The following is a 21,979-nucleotide window of genomic DNA, read 5'->3' as shown; positions in this document are numbered from 1 at the left end:
GATCGCCGGGTTGATCGCCTTCGTGCCGGAGACCGCAACACGTCACCGTGGTCGGCAACGAGACCACGACCAACGGCAACTCCGCGATCACGGTCACCGGCAGTTCCGACCAGCCCGCCGTCTCGCGACCGTGGCCGCCGCAGTGGCTGCGCCAACGTGGCTGTGCAGTTCGCCGATCGGTACGTGACCGCAGTAGCCGCTCAGGCCCGCCGCATTCGCGAACCCTACAACCAGTTCGAGCGGGTGCCTGACTGCTTTCTCCAGGTCAACGCCATTCACAACGTTCTGCGGGCGGCCGAGATGGCCGACCGGGCTCGCGCCGCATGAAGCCCTCGGCCTGGCCCGCAACATTCTCCGGAACTTCGACGAGTTCTACTGCTCAACGAGCGACCGGCAGAAGCGCCAGCAGCGTCGACACCACCGGTCTCGACGTCGGCCTGCGCTTCCTGACCGGCGAGCACGCTCGGCTGCTGTGTCCTTTGTGGATATCGGTGGTGACGAGTAGCGACGCGACTTTTCGGTCACGACCATACTTTTCGGGCACAACCTTGGCGTCGCCGTGAAACTCCCGGACGGTCGTGACAGGATGTGCGCCATTCCCGGCTGAGGAGGCAGATGGTGCGACGGGAAATCGCGCGGCGTGGCGCGCTCGGGCTCGGGCTCGGGGCCGCGCTCGCGGGCTGCCAGGCGGCCCCGCGGCAATCGCCATCGGCGGCGCCCGTCCCACCGCCGAGCGCCACGACCAGCGCGACCAGCGCGACCACGACCGCGCCGCGGCCGTCTGGTCCCGCCCAGCAGCTCGTCCGCTCCGAGTCCGGTCGTCCGGAGGTGGCGCTCACCTTCCACGGTGCCGGAGACCTCTCGATCACCCGGCGGGTGCTCGACGTCCTGGCCCAGCACGACGCGCGGGTCACCGTCCTCGCGGTGGGTACCTGGCTGGCGAGCACCCCGGACGGCATCCGGATGGTGCGCGACGGCGGCCACGAGATCGGCAACCACACGTGGAGCCACGGGGACCTGGCGCGGATGCCGGTGAACCCGATGCTGACCGAGATCGAGCGCTGCCGCGACGAGCTGGCCAGGCTCACCGGCGGCCCGGGGACCTTCTTCCGCCAATCGCAAGGCCAGTACGCGACCGACACCGAGCTCGCCGAAGCGGGCAAAGCGGGTTACGAGCGCGTGTTGTCCTACGACGTGGATTCGCTGGACTGGACGGATCCGGCGCCGGACCGCATCCGGCGCGCGGTGGCCGCGGCACGGGCGGGCAGCGTGGTCAGCATGCACCTCGGGCATCCCGCGACGGTGACCGCGTTGCCCGGCGTGCTGGCCGACCTCGCTGAGCGCGGCTTGCGGCCGGTCACCGCGACCCAGCTCTTCGCGTGAAGGAGTGCGCCTTGATCAACCGTGGTCTGCTGCCGGTCGTGCTGGCGGGCGTGCTGCTCGTGGCCTGCACGGCGTCACCACCGGCCTCGGCACCTCCGCCGTCGGCGCGTCCGGCGAGCCCCGCGTCCGCCGCCGGCCTGCCTGGTATGCCGCCGGTCGCCGACGCGCACAACGTCGATGCGGACTCCGGCGCGAACATGCTCTCGGCCGCCGCGAAGGCGGCGCGGCCGCTGGTGTACGTGCCGCACGACCGCTCCGGCGACGTCTGGGTGATCGACCCCGCCACCTTCGCGGTGGTCGGCAAGTACCCGGCGGGCAAGGAGATCCAGCACGTCGTGCCGGCCTACGACATGAACACCCTGTACGCGACCGACGACAAGGGTGACCACCTGCTGCCGTTCGATCCGCGCACCGGCCTACCGGGCAAACCGATCCCGGTCAGCGACCCCTACAACATGTACTTCACACCGGATGGCGCGTACGCGATCTCCGTCGCGGAGGCCCGGCGCGAACTGGTTTGGTACGACCCGCACACCTGGCGGCAGCGTGACGTGACGGCGGTTCCCGGCTGCGCCGGGATCGACCACGCCGACTTCTCCGCGGACGGGCGCACCGCGGTGTTCACCTGCGAGTTCGCGGGTGCGGTCGTGGTGGTCGACGTCGCGTCGCACAAGGTGCTGCGCGAGATCCCGATGCCCCAGCGACACACCCACATGGGGCCGCAGGACATCAAGCTCGCTCCGGACGGCTCGGTGTACTACATCGCCGACTCCGACGCCAACGGCGTGTGGGTGCTCGACGGCGCGGCCACCAAGGTGCTGCGGTTCATCGCGACCGGCATGGGCGCGCACGGCCTCTACCTGTCCCGGGACGCGAAACAGCTCTACGTCACGAACCGGCACGAGGGCAGCGTCAGCGTGCTCGACGCCTACACCGGGGCGGCCGTCACCAAGTGGCGCCTGCCCGGCGGCGGCAGCCCGGACATGGGCAACGTGACCGCCGACGGCAACCAGCTGTGGCTCTCCGGCCGCTACGACCGGGCCGTCTACGTGATCTCCACGAAGGACGGCTCGCTCATCCGCAAGATCCCGGTCGGAAACGAACCACACGGGCTGTGCGTCTGGCCCCAGCCGGGCCGCTACTCCCTGGGGCACACGGGGATCACCCGCTGAGCACGAGCCCGGCGTGCGGGACTCGTGAGTAGTGGTGGACCGGTTCGGGAGTGTCGCCGGTGTCGTCACCGCCACCACCGCCGACTAGCGGCGGCGGCGCAGAAACTCGCCAGTCCGGCTCGATTCCGGGTGCGGCTGTCCACGTCTCATTCTGTCAGTGCGCACAGGCGATCTCCGGAATCTCTTCCCTGCCGGACACCAGCCACGCACTGACAGTGCGTGGCTCGCCGTCGAAGATCCGTAGAGTATCCACCTCGAGAGCGGTCCGAGGAGGAGAAACAGCAATGCGACAGGGACACGCCGTCGTGCTCGGCGGAGGATTCGCCGGCCTGGTCACGGCCGGCGCGCTGACCGGGTTCTACCGGCAGGTCACGGTGATCGATCGCGACCCGGCCCCCGCGCCGGACCAGCACCGGCGCGGGACGTCGCACGGAAGGCACGCGCACAACCTGTTGCCGGGCGGTGCACTGGCCATGGAAGAGATCTTCCCCGGCATCCTGCGCGAGCTGGCCACGGACGGTGCCGTGGTGGCCGACGTGCTCACGGGGTACCGCTTCTACCTCGCCGGAAGGGAACTGCCCCAGGTGCCGATCGGCGCGGAGGCCGTTCAGGCGGCCTACCCGCGTTACGAAGCCCACCTGCGCCGACGGTTGCTCGGCGGCGACGGGGTGCGCCTCCTGACGGACACCGACATCGCCGGTCTCGCGTTCGACGAAGCCCGGGTCACCGGCGTGCGGATCGTCCGGCACGAGCCCGGCGGCGAAGAAACCCTCCCGGCCGACCTCGTCGTCGACGCGATGGGCCGGAGCGGGCGCACTCCCGCCTGGCTGCGAGAACTCGGATACCAGCAGCCGGAAGAAGACCGGGTGAGTCTCGACGTGGCGTACGCGAGCCGGATGATCCGGCTGACCCCGGAGGGCGCCGAAAGAGCCGGGCGTCTGGTCGGCGGCGACATCAACAGCATTCCGCGGAGCATGGTGCTGCTCGCCGTCGAGGGTGGCCGGCACGTGCTGACCCTCACCGGGTACGGGCCCGGCAACAGACCGCCGACGGACGAACGCGGCTTCGCCGACTTCGTCGCCACCGCGGCCCCGCCCGACCTGGTCCGTTCGGTACTGGCAGCCGAGCCGCTCGAGGCGATCGCGTCCTACCGGTTCCCTGCCGCGGTATGGCGGCGCTACGAGCGGCTGCACCGTTTCCCGGACGGCCTGCTCGTGACGGGCGACGCCCTGTGCAGCCTCAACCCGGTGAACGGCCAGGGCATGACCATCGCGGCGATGGAGGCGGTCGCGCTGCGACAGTGCCTCGCCCGCGGACGGCACGACCTGTCCCGGCGGTTCTTCTCCGCCGCGGCCCGTCTCGTGGCGGGCCCGTGGCAGCTGGGCGCCCGCCGGTCGGCGCCATCGCGCACCGGCGCCGCCCGGCTGCAGGCGGCGGTCCTGAACAGGGTGATCACCGCCGCCACTCGCGACGACGTGGTCGGGGCGCAGTTCGCCCGGGTCATGGGATTGCTCGACCCGCCGAGCTCACTCGCGCGTCCCAGAGTGCTGTGGCACGTGCTGAGGCAGGGCGCCGCGGCTCAGCGGTGAGAGCACGACGGCGCTCAGGACACCCTGCGGGGGACCGCATTGAGTGCCGCCGACATCCGGTCCGGTAGGGCGGGGAGGTCCCTGACCCGGATCCCCGGGCGTTGAAGACGGTGTTGGTGATGGCCGCGGTCACTCCGACGATGCCGATCTCTCCGACTCCCTTGCCCCTCGGCCGGACCGACCTGCGGGTCGGTCTCTTAGCCGCGCTACGCGTGACGAAGCTGTACCCAGCCACAGTGACCCCAACAGCTGACTTCTGTTCCCGCATGCGAGACATCAGGCAGCGAGACTCGCTCGACGATCAGTAGTCGAAAGTGCATCGGCCTCGGCTGCTGCCCCATCGGGATCGACGTTCGGCGCAACGATCGAGGACGACCAAATCCCATGCGGTCGAGATGATCAGGTCACCACCAGGCCCCGTTGCTAGGCAACCGATATCTCGAATGTCGAAGACGGTGAAGTCGTTGCCGGTGGCCAGATCCCCCGTCCGCGCCGTGTCGTCCCTGCTGGCGGTGACCGTGACCGGCCGGTCGTCGACGATGTCGCACGTCACGACGTCCACCTCGCCGGTGTGGCCCGCGAAAGTGATGTGGAGTGTGTGGTCGGTCTGCCGTCCGGTCGCCCAGCGTGGTTGCCACGTAAGCAGGACGGACAGGTCGTGTTGGAGTCGGGATGCCTGGAAGCGGGCTGCGTCGGTGGCGAGAACTTGGCGGCGTCGTGGTGCCGGGAGGTGGCGGCGGAGAACCGCGGAGCCGCGATACACGGCGGCGGCGAGGGCGCGGTCTCTGGGTTGGTCTGGTGCAGCGCGGGTAGAGGCTTGTCGGGGTCTGCGTGCACGAGCTAGTCGGCGTCGGTGATCAGGGCGTCGAGCTGGCTTGCGTGGGTGGCGAGGTGGCGCAGGGTGTAGCGATCGGCACGGTTCCAGTCGCGGTGGCCCTCTGGCGTGCGGGGTACCCGGGTCTCCAGAACCTTGGCGATGGCTTGGTGGTAGAGCCGGTAGGTGGAAGCGTCCGGCTTCGGTGGTTTCCACGACGTAGGAGCCGGCGTGCTCGCGTAGCCAGAGCAGGTCGTCGTCGGTGTAGGTGATACCGGTGGCCTGGGAGGCGGTTGCGGCCCAGATGTCTTCCCATTTGTCGAGTTTGTCGAGGCTGCCCGGCACGCGCAGGCCCAGGTGTTCGGGGACCTGGCAGGCGTCGAGCAGTCCGTAGAGGGTGTGGCGGCTGTTGGTCAGGAACTGGAACTCGATTTGCCTGCGCCGGCCTCGCGGCTGCGACACCTGACCCCGCTCCCGCTCTTCAGGGGCGGCGGCGGGAAATCGTGCTCGTGGACGCCCCGGTCCGGGTCCTCGCCCTGCCCGGGGTGTTCACCTCCTCGCGCCGGCGGATTCCGCCGCCCTTCAGGTCGTACGACGCGGGACGTTGAGCCCCTCCACCACGAAGCGCGGCCGTCCGGACGAAAGGGCGCGGCGGGGCCAGGAGACCGTCACCGCGGTCGTTTCGCCGGGGAGCAGCCACAGGTAGTTGTCGCTGGAGCGCAGCGGCAGCACCCGCCGGCCGCTCGCCCCGTCGACGGCCGAGACGCGCAGGCCCGCGGTGACCACGCGGCCGGTGTTCCGCACCGTCACCACGGCCTCGTCGCGGTCGCCGTCGTGGTGCACCGGGCTGGCGTGCAGGGTGATGTCGGTGGCCGTCCGGGTCAGTTCCCGGGCGTCGGCCGGTGTCCGGTAGCGCCAGTAGACGTTGCGGGAAAGTTCGGTGCCGTCGTGGGCGACGAGCCGCAGGCGCAGCAGGTGAAGGGCGGGCAGGGCCGTGCCGAAGGGCACGGTGAACGCCGCCGCGACCGATGAGGCGGGCACCGACACCGGGGTGCTCATCGGGACGCCGAGGGAACGGCCGCGCAGGTCGGTCAGCTCCGCGTGCACCGTGGCGCCGTCGAGGGCGTGCGCGGTCTGGTTGACCGCGTGCACCTGCCAGTCCGAGAGGCGGGCCTGGATGTGCAGGGGTTCGCAGCCCTTACGGGCGCCGTGGAAGCTGCCGTTGGTGTCGAGGTCGTAGTCGTAGGTCTGCCAGACCGTGCTGTGGTGGGCCGGGTGCGACATCCACAGCAGGACGCCGGACGCGTCGTCCCACAGGGCCGCGTTGTAGGCCTCGAAGATGGCGCGCATGCTTTCGTAGTTGACCAGTTGCGCCTTGGCGCAGAAGTCCTCGAGCGAGGTCGCCGTGCCGAAGCGGTCCTCGATCGCGGCGCGGTAGGTGTCGGGGTCCTGACCGCCGCGGGTGCACCAGTCGTGGTGGAACCACACCGTCCCGATCGGCCAGGCCGGCTGGTCGTCCGCGAGGCTCCGCATGCTTTCCGCGACCGGCACGGTCGGCAGGCCGATCTCGGTGTGGAAGCCGTAGCTGCCGATCGAGTACGTGTCGCCGTCGAAGTAGCGGACCGGGTCGATCCAGGAGTACGGCCCGTGCCCGGTGACGACGCCGCCCGCCGAGTTGCCCTGGTACCACAGCTCGGGCTGCGCCCGCGCGAGCAGGGCGCGCAGCCCGGCGTCCATGGCCGCGGGCGGGTCGCTTTCGTTGGTGGCGCACCACACCGCGATCGACGGGTGGTGCCGGTAACGCACAACGGTGTCCGCGGCGATGGTCAGGAAAACGTCGTTGTCGGGCGGGAAGATCGCGTCTCCCGCCCAGAAGTCGTTCCACACCAGGATCCCGTTTTCGTCGCAGGCGGCGAAGAACTCTTCCCGGTTGCTGGAGCCGACCCAGTTGCGGATCATCGTGAAGTTCATGTCGCGGTGCAGTGCGACGGTGTCGGCCATGCGGTGCGGGAGCACGCGGCGCAGCAGCTCGTCGAAGCCCCAGTTGCCGCCCTTGGCGAACACGCGCACACCGTTGACGCTGATCTGCAGCGGGGTGCCGGCGTTGCTGACCTGCTTGACGTCGCGCCACGCGCTGCCGTCGTCGGACACCTGCACGGTGAACGTCAGCGCGTACGCGGTCTCCCAGGTGAGTACGACGCGGTCGAAAGCCGTCTGCGCGCCGAGGTCGACCTGGATCCACTGGTTGTCGGAGTACCCCGACGACCAGCGTGTGTCGTCGCGCCCGTCGACGGCGTTGGGCGCGGTGTCGTTCCCGTTGTCCTCCGACGACGCGGTCGCGGTCTTTCCCTGTGCCAGGTCGGGACCAGTACCGTCCACAACGGACAGGGTCCACAGTGAGATCCCGTACCCCGTCGCGCGCTTCCCGCCCTGGATCCGCACGTACCGCGCGGTGGTCCGGTCGAACTCGACCGTCTGCGGCGGGGAGTGGCCGGTGGCCGGGTCGACGACGATCGGCTGGGTCGCGGTGTAGCCGAACTGCCGCAGGCCCGTGCGTACCGTGCGGCGGTCGCTGACGCGGCCGTCGACGACGGCCGTCGTGACCAGCGGGTGCAGCTTCGCCTCGCCGTAACCGTTGGGCCACCACAGTTCCGGCCGGCGCAGCCGCAGCGCCGGGTCGGTCGCCGGGCTGAACGTGACGTCGGCCGAAGCGCCGCCCGCGAGGTCGACGCGGCGGCTGACCCGTGCGCCCGCCAGCTCACCGGTGACGGTGACCGCGCAGGCCACCGCCGAGGCGTTGCGCACCGGGACGACCACCGTCACCTCGGCGACCGAGGTGTCGGGGAGGTTCGGCAGCCTGGTGTCGACGCGGGGTTCACCGAGCACGACGTCACCGGTCGAGCGCAGCCGGACGTGGTTCCAGATGCCCGCGCCGCGGTCCCGGACGCCCGGCATCCAGTCCCAGCCGCTGATCGAGATGTAGCCCGGGAGGTCCTTCTGCTCGGCGTTGGAGTTCAGCGTCGACACGCCGTCCGGGCCCTTGTCGCCGGGGTTGCCCGGGTGCGGCATCGGGTCGATCCGCACGGCCAGCGCGTGCTCGCCGTGCCCGCGCAGGGCCGCGGTGACGTCGAAGGCGGCCCGCGCCACCGGGTGGGTCAGCGAGCCGGCGCGCGTCCCGTCGACCCAGACCTCCGCGTGGTGGTCGATGCCGTCGAACTCCAGCCAGACGCGGCGGCTCGCGTCGAACCCGTGGGGGAGCGTGAACTCGCGGCGGTACCACCAGCTGTGCCGCGACAGCGCTTCCGGCGCGCGCATGTTACCGAACCCGGCCGTCGGCTCGGGCAGCTTGCCCTGCTCGACCAGCGAGGTGTGCACGGTGCCGGGTACGGTCGCGGGCAGCCACGTCGAGGTGTCGACACCGGCGCGGGCGAGCGCGGGACCGTCGGCGGTCACGCGCGAGTCCATGGTCAGCGCCCAGCCCGATTCCAGTGCGACGGTGCCGTCGTCCGCGGTGACCAGCGCGGGCGCAGCGCGGGGGTGGTTTCCCCAGTCGGTCCACCCGGTGGCGGGCGGGCGCGGGTGGGCGGCGCGGCCGTAGACCTCGAAGGCGTTGACACCGAGCGGGTTCGCGTTCGCCTGCTGCTTCGCGGTGAGCCGCACCCACCGCGCGGTGACGGGCTGGTCCAGGGTGACCGCCACGCGGCCGCCCGGGCTGCCGGTGGCCTCGTGCACGGTCCGCCACGCGCGGCCGTCGGTGGAGACGTCCAGTCCGAACGCGACCGCGCTGCTGGAGAGCACCTCCCACCCGGTGGTGTCGAGGAACGGATTGATGCCCGGCGCCGGGACGAACGCCGGGTCGGTGGCGGTCGCCTCGAACACCAGCACCACGGACTCGACGGTGCACGGCGCCTGCAGGTCGACGGCGAGCCACTGCGGGTCGCCTCCGCCGGCGCGCCAGCCGGAGCCGCGGACGCCGGTCTCGGCCAGCCCGTCGACGGCGAACCAGGCCGGCGTCGGTGCGTACGCGGTCGACGACACCGACACCGGCCGGTAGCGCGCGAGGTCGGTCGCCGTCTCCTGTGCGCCGGCGGGTTCGGGCAGCGCGGCCGGGAGGCCCAGCCCTGCGAGCAGGACGGCGTTGGACTGGAGGAACCGGCGGCGGGAAACGTCGCTCACGAGGCGGAACTCCTTATCGGGAGAGCTGGAGGTCGACGAACCGGGGGCGGTTGTTGTCGATGTTCGCGTAGAGGTCGGCGAGGTTTTCGCTGTTGGTGTTGTAGGAGATGACGAGATGCCCGGGCGGGCTGATCTCCGGGTGCGCGGCGACGTTGTAGGTGTAGCGGCCGTTTCCGGCCTCTGGTGCGGTGTACACCGTCTCGCCGCCGGTGAACGGACCCACCGGGCTGCTCGCGTGGTAGGCGTGGATGGTGTCGGTCAGGCCCGAGTCGAACGTCGTGAGCAGGTATTCGCCGCCGACCGGCGTGACGCCGAAGGAGCTGCCGACGTTGCCGAGCAACCGCGCCGACGTCGCGGGGTCGGCGGACCAGCCGTTCGTGGTGCGGAACTGCCAGGGCCCGGCGAGCCGCCCGAGTGGGGCGCGGGCGAGGTGTAGGTACTTCGTGAAGCCGTCGCCTTCGACGCCGTAGATGTAGGTCCACGCGCCGTCGCGCATCAGCTCGGTGCCCCACTGGACGCCGCCGGCCGAGGGCAGGTCGGTGAGCTTCTCCAGCCGGAACGTGAACGGGTCGAGGGTTGCCAGTTTCGTGCGCGTCCAGGCGAAGTTGAACGGCGGCGGGTCGTCGGTCGGCGCCTGCTCGAACTCGATCACCTGCAGCTCGCCGCCGTCGACGATGCCGTCGCCGTTCCAGTACCAGTGGTCGTTGGGGGTGCCCGGGCTCTGCGGCGTGGGCCCGACGAGCGACTGCGGGTGCTTCGGCAGGCCGGGGGCGATGGTCGTCAGCAGGTGTTTGGCGTCCGGTGTGGACAGCACGGCGGAGTTGTGCGTGAACGGTGCCGACTCGGGCAGGCTGTCGTCGGCGCGCACCGGCCCGAAGAAGGTGTCGTTGAACAGCCACGCGACCAGTCCAGAGGGCAGCGGCGTCGAGTAGGTGCCGTCGGCCGCGGCCCAGCCGACGCCGGGGCGGCGGCCGAAGTCCTGCCAGCGCTGGGTGAGCGCGGTGTCGGCACGGGCGCCGACGATCCTCAGTGGACGGTCGGCTGCGGCGGCCGGTGCGGCGAGGGCGAGTGTGGTGGTGACGGCGGCGCACAGCGCAAGAGTGCGGCGAGGGAGCATGAGCCGGTCCTTTCCGTGGTCAGCGGTGCCCGAGCAGTTCGAGTTCGGCGACGGACGTCTTCGCGGCGCCCGGCGCGGCGGCGAGGTCGAGCCGGTAGTACCGGTAGGCGCCGCTCTTCGACGGCGTGAACACGCGGGTTTCGTTACGCCAGGCGAACTTCTGGTCCTGACGCCGGTCGAGCACGGTCCACTGGATACCGTCCGTCGAGCCGGACAGCGTCCACGACGCGGGGTCGGCCCCCTCGGCGCTTCCGGCGGTGACGGTGTACTGCTCGACCTGGTGCGCCGCCGGGAGTGTGAAGCCGACGCTCCCGCCGGTCGCGGGCAGGTCCGCCACGGTGGCGGACGTGTTGTCCACGACCGCGGCGGTCGTCGTGGTGCCCGGCGCGGCGAAGTCCGTCTGCGGATCGGCGTTCGCGGACGGGGGAGCGTCCTGGGGCCCGGTGCCCCAGAGCGACGGCCGCGGGCCCATCACGAAGTCGATCCGCCCGCCGCGCGCGAGGTCGTCGTGGTCGACCCAGGTGTGGCTCGTCGGGCGGCCGTTGACGAACATCGCCTGCACGTAGACGTTGCGTGCGGAGTTGCCGAACGCGGTGATGGTGAGCGTGCGGCCGTTCTCCAGGTGCAGGGTCGCCCTGTCGTAGAGCGGCGAGCCGACCGCGAAGGTCGGCGAGCCGCTCTGCAGCGGGTAGAAACCGAGGGCGTTCATGACGTAGAACGCCGACATCGAGCCGTTGTCCTCGTCGCCGGGGTAGCCCTGCCCGATCCCGCTGCCGGTGAACGACCGCGCCAGCATCGACCGGACGAGGCCGGCGGTCTTCGACGGCTGCCCGACGTAGTCGTACATGTACGGAACGTGCATCGAGGGCTGGTCGTTGTAGGCCCACTGACCGAACTGGTCGTCGCGGGCTTCGAACATCTCGTGGTACGGGCCGCCCCAGCCCCCGCCGTACTGTGCGGTCTCGGGTGTCGCGAAGAACTGGTCGAGCTTGCGGGCCAGCCCGGCGCGGCCGCCATAGAGGCCGGCGAGGCCGTCGCCGTCCTGTGGCACGGAGAACGCGTACGTCCAGCCGTCGCCTTCGGTGTAGTCGCCGGCGTTCCAGTCGAGCGGGTTGTACGTCCCGGGTGCGTGGGCCCACTCGCCCGTGGTGTTCTTCGGCTGGAAGAACCCGGTGCCGGGTTCGAAGATCTTGGCGTAGCCGGCGGAGCGGTCGAGGAAGTAGTGGTAGTTGGTCAGGTATTCGTCGCGCTTCGGGTCGTTCGGTTTCGCGGTGTCGTAGAGCTTGAGCGACATCTGCGCGATGCCGTAGTCGGCGATCCAGTCCTCCAGCGACACCGACGCGCTCGAGCCCGTTTCGGCCGGTGTGTAACCGAGAAATGTCGTGTGCTGGACGTCCGGTCGGCCAGTGAGGCCGGCCGAGGGCACCATCGCGTCCTTCACCGCGGCTTCGTAGGCCGAGGCGACATCGAAGTTCGTGACGCCGCGCAGGTAGGCGTCGGCGATCGCGACGTCGGAGCTGGTGCCGCTGAAGCCGAGGTAGCCGGGCGCGGTCCACTGGCCGAGCCAGCCACCGTCGCGGTACTGCTGCACGAACCCGTCGATCATCTGCCCGGTCAGGCTCGGGTAGAGCAGCGAGTTCAGCGACCACGCGCTGCGGTAGGTGTCCCAGAAACCCTCGTTGGCGTACGGGCGGCCCTGCTTCACGGAAGACCCGGTGGTTGTCGGCGTGTTCTGGCCGGCGCTGGGGGAGTAGGGGCTGGCGTAGCGGTAGTCGGGGCGCTGGGCGCTGCCGGTGTTCTCGGCCAGCTCGTTCGGGTAGAGGTTGAGCCGGTAGAGGCTCGAGTAGAGCGTGGTCAGCTGATCCTCGGTCGCACCGTCGACGGTGATCACGCCGAGCTGCTTGTCCCAGGTCCGCTGGGCATCGGCGCGGACCTGGTCGAAGCCGCGGGTGCCGACCTCCAGCTCGAGGTTGTGCTTGGCCTGCTCGACGCTGAGGAACGACGTCGCGATCCGCATGGTCAAGGTTCGATCGGCGCCGAGTCCGAAGCCCGCGTAGGCCGCGGCACCGCCGCCTCCGGTCAGCGGCCCGGATGCGGTCATCGGGTGGTCGAAGGTCGCGTAGACGAACATCCGCGGCGCGCCCCAGAAGCCGCTGACGTCGGAGAACCCGGTGACCACCCCGGCCGCGCGGTCGACGGTGACGCCCGAGCGGCCGTCGACGTTGTCGAAGATCAGGCTGTCGCCGCCGGCGGGGAAGCGGAACCGGAAGACGGCGGCGTGGTCGGTGGGGGTCACCTCGGTGCTGAGGCCGTTGTCGAAGGTGACGCCGTAGCGGTCGGGGCGAGCCGACTCGGCGCTGTGATCGAAGGTGAGGGCCCGCCCCGCGCGGTCGGCGTTCGCCGGGATGTCCGAAGTGGACGGCATGACCTGGAACGTCTGGTGGTCGCCGACCCACGGGCTGGGCTCGTGGCTGACCGCAAATGCTTGCAGGGCGGGCCGTCCGGCCGGGGTGTTGTCGCGGGAGTACTGGTAGAGCGTGCCGGTGGAGGACGCGTCGGTCATCGGCGTCCAGAAGTTGAAGCCGTGCGGTAGCGCGGTGGCCGGGATGGTGGCGCCGCGCGAGTAATCGCCGGAGGAGTTGGTGCCGCGGGTGGTCACGGCGCACTCGGTGACGTGCCGGTCGGCGCACGACCCGGGCGGACCGTCCTCGATGGCGAGGTCGTCGATCCAGCCGGCGAAGTGCGCGCGGTCGCCCGGTCCGGCCCAGGTGAGCTGGATCCGCGCGACGGTCTTGCCTGCCGCGAAGGCGCCGAGGTCGGCGGTCACCTGGTTCCACTGTCCGGTGTGGAGGGTTTTCGCCGCACCCTGTGCCTGCGCGGTGAGCCGGACGCCGTTCTGGTCGGTGAACGGCAGGCCGCTGAGCTTCGAGCCGTCGGTGAACTGGAGGTCCACGGCGGCGTAGGTACTCGGGTAGGTGGTGTCGTTTCCGGTGAACTCGGGGAAGATGACGTACGACAGTCGCGTGGTGCGTCGCACCGGCACCTGGACGTCGTAGAGCCGGTCGGTGACGGTCCCGCCGGCGCCGGTTTGCCAGCCCTCGTAATGCAGGGAATGCGTGCCGCTGAAGCCCTGGTGCGGTTTGACGGTCGGGCCGGCCGCGGGACCGTCGCCGAGTTCCGCGGTCATCCCGGGAGTGCCGCCTGCGCCGCCCAAAGCGATTTCGGCGAGCTGGAGGCTGGTGTCGCCGTGGTTGGCCGAAACGTCGAGCCGGTAGTGGCGGTACGCGCCCGGGTGCGCGACGGCGAAGACCCGGGTCTGGCCCCGTTGGCTGAAGTCCTGGTCGCGCCGGTCGTCGACGGCCTGCCAGTGCGTCCCGTCGGCCGAGCCTTGCAGGCTCCAGGTCCGCGGGTCGCTTGCCGGGTTGTCCCGGGCCGAGGTCAGGGTGTAAGTGACGACGGCAGTCGTGGCCTTCAGCGCCAAGGTCAGGGTGCCCCGGGTGGCGGGCACCTGCCAGCCGGTGGCGGGGTCGTGGTCGACCGCGGCTGCGGGCGTGGTCCCGTCGCCCGTCGCCGCTGCCGGGTCGGCTGCCGCGGGCAGCGACGCGCCCGCGACCACGTCGTGCGCGCCCGGTTCGGGAGTGCTTTCCCAGGACAACGCGGGATCTCCGGTCTCGAACGACGTCCGGAAGGACGACTCGGCCGCGTCGGCCGGTGTCGGGGCGAGCATGCTCGAGACGATCGTGGCCGCCGCGGTGACGGCCAGCAGGCGGTGGCGGGCAACGGCCACGGCGGGCTCCTCGGTGGATCGGCCCGGCGAGTCGGCCCGCTGGGGTGACAACGTTGGCATCGACAGTCAGTGTCAGATGCGCTTGTCAGCGTTGTCAACGTTCCGAGCAGGACAGAAACCCGGCCAACGAGAAATCAGGAAGGCCTGCCGGACCGGCTGGGAAGAGCCGGTCAGCGCAGGGCTACGCCGAGACCTTCTCCTGAGCCGCGGGGGATGAGCGTGGTCGGCAGGACCAGTTGCCGCGGGCGTGACCGTTCGCCGTCGAGGCGGGCGAACAACAGCCGCGCGGCCTCGCCGCCCAGCTCCCGGACGTCCTGGGCGACCACGGTGACGCCGAGGACCTCGGCCAGTTCGGAGTCGTCGAAGGCGACCAACGCCGTCCTCGGCGCGCGGGATGTCGCGATGGCCCGGGCCACCCCGCCGACGAGCCGGGGGTTGTCGGCGAAGATCGCGGTAGGGGCGGTGCCGGCGGCGAGCAGTTCGGCGGTCACCCGGAACGCCGCGGCCGAGTCGGTCGCGTCGGTGCGGACGGCGTGCGGCTCGAGTCCGGCCGCACCCAGTTCGGCGCGAAAGCCTCGCAGGCGTTCGGCCGCTGTGTGGACCGCGGGGGAGTGACCCACGTAGGCGATGGCGGTGTGCCCCTGCCCGAGCAGGTGCCGCACCGCCTGCGCGGCTCCGTCCGCGTGCCCGGCCAGGACGCAGTCCACTGGCAGCCGTCGCGGTGGCCGGTCGGCGAAGACGATTCGGGTCCCGATGTCGAGGTAGGGGCGCAGGTGCTCGTGCTCGTGGTCGGCTGAGACGACCACGAGCCCATCGAGCCGGCGTTCGACGAACGAGGTCAGCAGCGCGCGTTCACGGGCGGGATCCTCACCCGAACCGGCCACGAGCGTGGTGAACGACCGCGCGGTGCTGACTTCTTCGATGGCGCTGATCATCGCCGCGTAGAAGGGGTCGGCGAGGTCCGCGGCGAGGACCCCGATACCGCCGCCGGTCCGGTCGGTCCGGCGCAAGCCCACGGCATACCCGTTGGGCCGGAATCCGAGACGGCGGATTTCGGCTTGGACTCGTCTGCGGACGTCGTCGCTGATGAAAGGGTAGTTGTGCACGACCCTGGAGACGGTCTTCACGCTGACCGCCGCCGCCGTCGCGACGTCGCGCATCGTCGGCCGCCCGGTGGGTGCGGGACCCCGGCGGCCGGTCTCCTTCGGCGCGTCGGCCATCGTCGGACGGTACCGCAACGACCGGCGCGGTGATTCCGCACCGAGGAGCGGGCAGGCTCAGGATGATCTCCGCGTATCGCTGCTGGCGGAACCGGTTCTCGAAAACGGTGTCGATCTCGGCGATTTCCTTGTTGAGAGCGATCACCGCGCCGGCCAGCCGGATGACCATGACGGCAGCGAGCCGTTGGCCGGGCAAGGCCGCGTGTTGCGCTGCGCCGGCCCCGATCGCGATTGCGGCGACAGCAGCTGAGTTGCGGACTTTCCGGTTGCGCAGCCACGTTTCGAGCCGAACCTACCCGATCCGTCGCAGCGCGTCAGGCGTCTGGTAGCCGGTGGCGGAGATGGCTTCCTGCGGTGCGGCGGCCGCGGTCCACCCGCCCAAGGGGTGGGGCATGCCGCCGGAGGTCGTGGCCCCGATTCCTGCGCCGCAGCTCTTCGCTGTGCGGCGGTTCGTCGTGGCTCAGCAGTTCAACCTCAGCGGAGTCGACGGTGTGAATGAAACGGCGACGGCCGTGTACCGAATGGGGCAGGGACGATGACGACTCGGATCGCGACCGACTAACATTGGTGTGGCGAGAGAAGGAAGTCAGGCCCGCTTGACTGGATGGTGTTTAGAGCGTGTCTCGTTTGGATCTTGTCGGTGATGCTGGGATGATCTTGTGTCGTGATTGACTCGCTGTCGCAACGGTTGGTGCCCGACGAGTTGTGGGCGTTGGTGGAGCCCTTGATTCCGTCGGCGAAGTAGCGTCCGCAGGGTGGTGGGCGCTCCCGTACGGATCCGCGGGCGGTATTCACGGCGATCGTGTTCGTGTTGACCAGCGGCTGCGCCTGGCGGCACCTGCCACCGTCGTTCGGGGTGACCGTTCCCACGGCACATCGGACCTTCGCCGAATGGACCGAGGCCGGACTGTGGCGACAGATATACCACGCGGTGCTGGACGAACTCGGCAGCCAGGGCCTCATCGACTGGTCCCGCGCGGTCCTCGACGGAGCCTCCATCAGGGCCAAAAAAGGGGCGGGCTGACCGGACCGAACCCGGTTGATCGCGGCAAACCCGGCTCGAAGATCCACGCCCTGTCCGACCGGACCGGCCTGCCCCTGAGTATCGCCGTCTCCGCGGCCAACACCCACGACAGCCACGCACTCAAACCCCTGGTCAACGCGATCCCCGCCATCCGCTCCCGCCGGGGACCACGACGACGGAAACCGGCCAAGCTCCACGCCGACAAGGCATACGACATCCCCGCCCTGCGCGACTGGCTCCGCCAGCGCCGGATCATCCCGCGCATCGCCCGCAAAGGCATCGAATCAGGCGAGAAACTCGGCCGACACCGATGGGTCATCGAGAGAACGATCGCCTGGCTGACCGGCTACTACCGACTCGCCATCCGCTACGAAAGCAAACCCAGCCACTACCTCGCCTTCCTCACCCTCGGCGCAACCATCACCTGCTACAAGAAAATCGCCAAATGAGACGCGCTCTAAGCCGCGCTGACATGCGTCTACATGGCGATCAGGAGCCTGGACCCGACCGGCACAGGTCGCAAACGGTGGACGATGCGATGGAAGCCCGCGTTGAACGCGTTCGAAGATCGCCTTCGACGGCCGCCTGGCTGCTGGGCGCAAGTAGTTCCTTCAAACCCGAGTTACACCGCTTGTTTGACAGATCCGGGATGCGTTGCCCTGCCCGGGGTGAAGTCACGAAAAGCGGCACGATAGGACTCGACGTCCTCCCACAGGGCCACATTGACGTACAGGGAAGTGGTGTCGTTGAGGCCGGTGTTGCGGCGCAGGCGGGCCTGGATGAAGCCGGGCGCGGTGGTGATGTGGTCGATAGTACCGTGCCAGGTCTTGATGAACTCCTTCTCCTTGTCCGGCGGCACGGGAGAAGCGGTTGATGAGCGTGATGGGCATTGTCGGCCTTTTCTGGCGTTCAGGGCACGGTGATGACGATGCGGCCACGGACGTGGCCGGTCGCGTTCACGACGTGGGCGGCTGCCGTCTGCGTCAGGGGAAGGTTCGTGTGACGGGCAGGGTGAGCCGCCCGGCCTCGGCCAGGCGCGCGCCTTCGTGGAGGGCGCGGGTTTTGTCGTCCGAAGCCGGTGGACACGCGTGCGCCGTGCTCGGGGGCGCTTAAGTCGGCAATGGACACGACTCGGCACGGATCGCCGGTCAGGGCAACGAGTTCGGGGATCACCCCGGAGCCGGCGATATCCACGGTGGCGTCGATGCCGGTACGAGCCCGCGCGCGGACTCGCTCCACGTGGCCGGGACCGTAGGTGGCGGGGATGGCGCCGAGCGAGACCAGATAGTTCTGGTTGGACGGTCCAGCGACACCGATGACGGTGGTGCCTCGCTCGACGGCGAACTGGACGGCGGCGGATCCGACGCCGACACTGGCACCGTTGACCAGGATCACGGCAGCGATCTTGTCGGTGAGCTCGTTCAAGTTGTCAGATCCTCGTGCCGTGGTTCGCCCAGAAGGCCGCGGGGACGTCCTTTTTCAGTACCTTGCCGTTGGCGCTGCGAGGGAGGTGGTCGACGAAGAAGACCTGCTTGGGCGTGCGGACGGGGCCCAGCTGGGCGCGACAGAGGGCGATCAGCTCGGCCTCGTCGACGGTCATGCCGTTGTTGAGCTCCACCACCGCGGTGACCATCTCACCCCAGTCTTCGTGCGGGGCGCCAACCACCGCGCAGTCGCGGACGGCCGGGTGCCCCCACAGCACCTGCTCCACCTCGCCCGGGTAGACGTTGAAGCCGCCCGAGATGATCAGATCTCGTCTGCGGTCGGTCAGGCGCAGGAAGCCCTGCTCGTCGAGCAAGCCGAGGTCGCCAGTGTGCAGCCAGCCGTCGACGATGGTCTCGGCGGTCCGCTCGGGGTCCTTGTAGTAGCCCTTCATAAGCAGGTCGCCGCGGACGCAGACCTCCCCGGTCCGGCCCCGGCCGATGTCCTCGCCGGTCGCGGGGTCCTTGATTGCCACGGTGATCAGCGGGTATGGGCGTCCGCACGACGACAGTCGGGATGCCGGTGCGATGGTGCCGTCCACGAAGTGCTCGTCAGGGCGCAGAAAGCTGATCGCCGCCGGCGCCTCCATCTGGCCGTAACACTCGACGAAGACCGGGCCCAGCCGCTCGATGCCCAGGCGCAGCTTGTCCACCGACATCGGGGCCGCCGCATACATCAGGTAGCGCAGCGACCCGGTGTCCGCGAAGCGGTGCTCGAGGCGCTCGAGGATCCGGTAGATCACGGTGGGCGGCAGGAACAGCTCGGTGACCCCGTGCTCCTCGATAGCATCGAGGACGGCGTCGGCGTTGGCTCCGGGGATCACCACGACCGTCCCGCCGCGGGAGCTGGCCTGCAGGCTGAACAGTCCCGCGGTGTGGGTCATCGGGGCGGCGGCCAGGTTCACGACAGGGGCGTCGGCCGGGTAGGTCAGCGCCATCAGCTGGTGCGCCACCATGGTGGAGAAGCTGCGGTGGGTGTTCATCACACCCTTAGGCGTGCCGGTGGTACCGCCCGTCGGCGCGATTGCGACGACGTCGTCCATGTCGTAGGTGATCTCGGGAGTCGTCTCGGGCATCCCCGCCGTCCAGTCGGCGAGTACCGGGTCCTCGGTGCCCTCGCCGAGGGCAACCCAGGTGGTCACGTCGGGCAGCCGGGGCCGCAGCTGCGCCACCTGCTCGGTCAGTGCAGGGGCGTAGATGATGACCTCGACGTCGAGGCGGTCTAGGAGAACGACGTTGTCTTCGACCGGGTGGCTCGGGTTGAGCGGCACCCAGGTCGCGCCCGCCCGCCAGATACCCAGTACGCAGATCCAGGCCAGCGGGTCGTTGGGGGAGAGGACGGCGACCTTGGTCTCGGTGCGCACGCCGGTGCGGTGCAGCGAGTGTGCGATACGGCAGGACAGGGCGTACGCCTCGTCGAAGGTCCACACGCTGCCGACGCTGCGGTAGGCGATCCCGTGCGGGTTGAGTAGCCGCCCGCGGTCGAAGAAGTCGATGATGGCCATGGAGGGTCTCAGTCCTTTCCAAGGATGACGACCGATGTGACCGCCTCCTCGCCGCGATGGAACCCGCCGCCGTTCTCGGCGAGGGCGACACGTGCGCCGTCCACCTGACGGTCGGTCGCGCTGCCGCGCAGCTGCTCGGTCAGCTCGAAGATCTGCCCGAGGCCGCTCGCGCCGATGGGGTGGCCCTTGGACTCCAGGCCGCCGGAGGGGTTGATCGGGATCCGGCCGCCGAGCGTCGTCTCGCCGCGCGCGGCGGCCGGGCCGCCCTCGCCGGGAGGTATCAGGCCCAGCTGCTCGGTTTGAAGCACTTCGGCGAAGGCAGTGGCGTCGTGCACTTCAGCGACGTCGACATCGGAGGGCCCCAGCCCGGCTGCCGCGTACGCGCGGGTGGACACCCGCCCGCTCAGGTGCCCCTCGAACGTGGTGATGTCACGGTCGGTGCCCGTACCGACGACGGCGGCGAGCACTCGGACCGGCCTCTCGGCGCCGAGGCGGCGCAGCCCCGCCTTGTTGCAAAGCACGACCGCAGCGGCACCGTCGGTCAGTGGGGCGCACATCGGGACCGTCAGGGGGTGGGAGAGCTTGCGCGCGCCCAGCACCTGCTCGACGGTCATCAGCTTGCGGTAGTGCGCCCGCGGGTTGCCGACGGCGTGCGCGTGGTTCTTGGCCGAGACGGCGGCGATCTGCTCGGGAGTTGTTCCGTAGAGGCGCATGTGGTTGCGGGCCATGGCCGCGTAGATGTCCATGAAGATCGAGCGGCGGCCGAGGTCGGGCTCGTCGAGGTCGCCGCCGAGCTCCTTGAGCGTGCGTGCCAGGGCCTCGGGATCGGAGACGTCGTAGGCGGTGTCGAACACGGCCATCGATCGGTCGGGATTGTCGATGTGCATCTTCTCGACGCCGACGACGAGCGCGATGTCGCCGGCTTCGGCGCGGATGTGGTTGACTGCCAGGGCGAAGGCGCTAGCACCGGTGGCGCAGGCGTTCTCGACGTTGAACACCGGGATCCCCTGCAGGCCGGCCTCTCGCAGGGCGAGCTCTCCGCCGATCATGGCCTGGCCCTGAAGGAAGCCCTGGGTCGCTGAGCCGAAGAACGCGGCGTCGACATCGCTCAGGGCGGCACCGGCGTCGCGCGCCGCGTCCTCGATGGCCCAGCGGGCCAGGTCGTTGACTGACTTGTTCTTGTGGATCCCGAAGGGCGTCATACCGACGCCTGCGATCCAGACTGGGGTGCTCATCATGGTCACCTCTCTCGTTCTCTCGCGGTGGTGCGTGTCCGGGCGGCTCAGCGCAGCGGCTCGTGGGCCCGTCTTCGGCAGGGTCAGGTAGACCAGGCACCCGATCAGCGCCATGGCCGGGGCCGAATTCCAAACGATGGTGGGGTGTCTCGTAGGCCTCCACGAGACACCGCACCAGGATGGCAGTCTTAGAGCTCGCGCACGGCGTCCTCGAACTCGTCGAATACGGCGAGGATGCGGGGATCGGCGAACGGCAGCATCTGGGTGAACAGCGCGCCGGCGTGACCCCGGGTCCAGTCCACCCAGAAGAAGGTGTTCGACAGGCCCGCCCAGAAGAGGCTGCCCGCCGAACGGCCGCCGGGGGTGTCTTCGACGTTGTACATCCCAAGCAGGCTCCACTTCTTGGTGGTGCCGGGGAGGAACTCCACATCAAAGGTCGAGGCGGGATCGGTCGTCACCAGCCGGCCGACCGTCAGCTCGCCGATGTGGTTGTCTCGGGCCTCCTCGATCGTCTTCTGCGACAGGATCGTGACTCCGCCGAGGGTGCCGCCGTTCAACAGCATGCGCAGGACGGTCAGGTAGTCCTCCGGGGTGCTGTAGAGACCGCCGCCGCCCATGTAGAACTCGGGCTCCTGGTCGATCACGAGATCGATTGGCGTGGTGCCCCCGTCCTCGGTGCGGACGTTCATTGAGGCGAGTCGCTCGCGGCGCTCGCCAAGCACGAAGCCGGATCCGGTCAGCTGCAACGGCCCGAAGACGTTCTGCCGGAGGTAGTCCTCAAGGTTCAGCCCGCTAACGCGCTCCACAGCCTTGCCGACCCACTCCAGGTGGTGGCCGTAGTTCCATTCGGTGCCGGGATCGGCGACCAGCGGGTTAAACAGAGTCAGCTCGCGGCTGGCGACGATGGTCGGTACATCATGCTCACGGGTGTAGCGGTCGATCCGTTCGTTCCAGAAGTTGTAGGCGAAGCCGCCGGTGTGCGTGAGCAGCTGGCGCAGCGTGGGTTGGGACTTCGCCGGGCGCGCGATCTCCGCGCCGTCCGCGTCGTAGCCCTCCAGGACCTGCAGTTCGGTGAGCTCGGGGAGCACGGTCGCGATCGGGGCGTCGAGCGTAAGCGTGCCCTTCTCGACCTGCTGCAGGGCCGCGATGGCGGTAAGCAGCTTGGTCATCGACGCGATGTACACCACCGAGTCGGGGCTGAGCGGACCGTTTCCGCCGGTGCCGACGGCCCCCCGGTAGATGACCTCGTCGGCGGTCGCCGCGACCGCGACCACGCCCGGAGCGACGCCGTCCTTGACGGCGGCGGCGAGGAGAGCGTCAATGCGTTCCTTGGTGCTCATGGCAGGTCCTTCCAATGGTCGAGCTGGGCTTGCGCGGGTGCGGCGGGGATCGTCGGAACGGCGGTATACGGTCCGCGCACGACAGTGACGCCGGTGGGCCAGCCGATGGGTCGGTCATAGAGCACGGCTTCTCCCT

General features: G+C 69.9%; 15 protein-coding genes and 2 pseudogenes. 7 read left to right on the top strand and 10 right to left on the bottom strand.

Going from position 1 to position 21,979, the window contains the following annotated elements; genetic code table 11:
* The first annotated feature begins 156 nt into the window (after positions 1 to 156).
* The 4 genes from FHX82_RS32360 to FHX82_RS32345 all read left to right on the top strand — a co-directional run bounded on the left by FHX82_RS32360 (position 157) and on the right by FHX82_RS32345 (position 4,144).
* Positions 157 to 327 carry a hypothetical protein gene (locus FHX82_RS32360; protein WP_183176964.1) on the top strand — a complete coding sequence of 57 codons (171 nt, stop codon included), beginning with the start codon at positions 157 to 159 and terminating at the stop codon, positions 325 to 327.
* Positions 328 to 615: 288 nt separating this feature from the next.
* Positions 616 to 1,383 (top strand): polysaccharide deacetylase family protein, encoded by a 768-nt coding sequence (locus tag FHX82_RS32355; protein WP_145932836.1) that lies wholly within the window; start codon positions 616 to 618, stop codon positions 1,381 to 1,383.
* 11 nt (positions 1,384 to 1,394) lie between these two features.
* Positions 1,395 to 2,555 carry a YncE family protein gene (locus tag FHX82_RS32350; RefSeq protein WP_229881034.1) on the top strand — a complete coding sequence of 387 codons (1,161 nt, stop codon included), beginning with the start codon at positions 1,395 to 1,397 and terminating at the stop codon, positions 2,553 to 2,555.
* Positions 2,556 to 2,839: 284 nt separating this feature from the next.
* Positions 2,840 to 4,144: an FAD-dependent oxidoreductase gene (locus FHX82_RS32345; protein WP_145932837.1), complete on the top strand. Its 1,305-nt coding sequence runs from the start codon at positions 2,840 to 2,842 to the stop codon at positions 4,142 to 4,144.
* Positions 4,145 to 4,445: 301 nt separating this feature from the next.
* On the opposite strand, the gene FHX82_RS32340 is transcribed toward FHX82_RS32345, so the two are convergent.
* The 5 genes from FHX82_RS32340 to FHX82_RS32320 form a co-directional block, all read right to left on the bottom strand.
* Positions 4,446 to 4,706 (bottom strand): hypothetical protein, encoded by a 261-nt coding sequence (locus FHX82_RS32340; RefSeq protein ID WP_145932838.1) that lies wholly within the window; start codon positions 4,704 to 4,706, stop codon positions 4,446 to 4,448.
* 834 nt (positions 4,707 to 5,540) lie between these two features.
* Complete coding sequence (locus FHX82_RS32335) at positions 5,541 to 9,134, bottom strand: discoidin domain-containing protein (RefSeq protein WP_145932839.1); 3,594 nt, start codon at positions 9,132 to 9,134, stop codon at positions 5,541 to 5,543.
* A 13-nt stretch (positions 9,135 to 9,147) separates the two neighbouring features.
* Positions 9,148 to 10,251, bottom strand: a complete 1,104-nt coding sequence (locus FHX82_RS32330; protein ID WP_145932840.1) for a DUF5005 domain-containing protein — start codon at positions 10,249 to 10,251, stop codon at positions 9,148 to 9,150.
* 19 nt (positions 10,252 to 10,270) lie between these two features.
* A complete protein-coding gene (locus tag FHX82_RS32325; RefSeq protein ID WP_229881037.1) occupies positions 10,271 to 14,038 on the bottom strand; it encodes a GH92 family glycosyl hydrolase in 3,768 nt (1,255 codons plus the stop codon).
* Between the two features lie 170 nt (positions 14,039 to 14,208).
* A complete protein-coding gene (locus FHX82_RS32320; protein WP_512698871.1) occupies positions 14,209 to 15,054 on the bottom strand; it encodes a substrate-binding domain-containing protein in 846 nt (281 codons plus the stop codon).
* An 82-nt stretch (positions 15,055 to 15,136) separates the two neighbouring features.
* Here FHX82_RS32320 and FHX82_RS32315 point away from each other — a divergent pair, with 82 nt between their 5' ends.
* The 3 genes and pseudogenes from FHX82_RS32315 to FHX82_RS38205 form a co-directional block, all read left to right on the top strand.
* Entirely contained in the window at positions 15,137 to 15,508 is a 372-nt protein-coding gene (locus FHX82_RS32315) for a hypothetical protein (protein WP_183176974.1), read from the top strand.
* A 414-nt stretch (positions 15,509 to 15,922) separates the two neighbouring features.
* Positions 15,923 to 16,731: pseudogene (locus tag FHX82_RS32310) on the top strand (IS5 family transposase).
* 12 nt (positions 16,732 to 16,743) lie between these two features.
* A pseudogene (locus tag FHX82_RS38205) lies at positions 16,744 to 16,888 on the top strand (IS256 family transposase); the annotation flags it as partial.
* 16 nt (positions 16,889 to 16,904) lie between these two features.
* Here FHX82_RS38205 and FHX82_RS32300 read toward each other — a convergent pair.
* The 5 genes from FHX82_RS32300 to FHX82_RS32280 all read right to left on the bottom strand — a co-directional run bounded on the left by FHX82_RS32300 (position 16,905) and on the right by FHX82_RS32280 (position 21,843).
* Entirely contained in the window at positions 16,905 to 17,141 is a 237-nt protein-coding gene (locus tag FHX82_RS32300) for an antibiotic biosynthesis monooxygenase family protein (RefSeq protein ID WP_183176963.1), read from the bottom strand.
* Between the two features lie 50 nt (positions 17,142 to 17,191).
* Positions 17,192 to 17,707 carry an MDR/zinc-dependent alcohol dehydrogenase-like family protein gene (locus FHX82_RS32295; protein WP_183176962.1) on the bottom strand — a complete coding sequence of 172 codons (516 nt, stop codon included), beginning with the start codon at positions 17,705 to 17,707 and terminating at the stop codon, positions 17,192 to 17,194.
* A 4-nt stretch (positions 17,708 to 17,711) separates the two neighbouring features.
* Complete coding sequence (locus FHX82_RS32290; RefSeq protein ID WP_145932843.1) at positions 17,712 to 19,268, bottom strand: class I adenylate-forming enzyme family protein; 1,557 nt, start codon at positions 19,266 to 19,268, stop codon at positions 17,712 to 17,714.
* A gap of 8 nt (positions 19,269 to 19,276) precedes the next feature.
* Positions 19,277 to 20,503, bottom strand: a complete 1,227-nt coding sequence (locus tag FHX82_RS32285; RefSeq protein WP_145932844.1) for a thiolase family protein — start codon at positions 20,501 to 20,503, stop codon at positions 19,277 to 19,279.
* A 188-nt stretch (positions 20,504 to 20,691) separates the two neighbouring features.
* On the bottom strand, positions 20,692 to 21,843 hold the full coding sequence (locus tag FHX82_RS32280) for a serine hydrolase domain-containing protein (RefSeq protein WP_145932845.1): 1,152 nt from the start codon (positions 21,841 to 21,843) through the stop codon (positions 20,692 to 20,694).
* Positions 21,844 to 21,979 lie beyond the last annotated feature (136 nt).

The organism is Amycolatopsis bartoniae (assembly GCF_014191255.1).
In the GTDB taxonomy this organism is placed as follows: domain Bacteria; phylum Actinomycetota; class Actinomycetes; order Mycobacteriales; family Pseudonocardiaceae; genus Amycolatopsis_E; species Amycolatopsis_E bartoniae.
The sequence above is the reverse complement of the archived record's forward strand: the minus strand, read 5'-3'. Positions and strand labels throughout refer to the sequence as shown.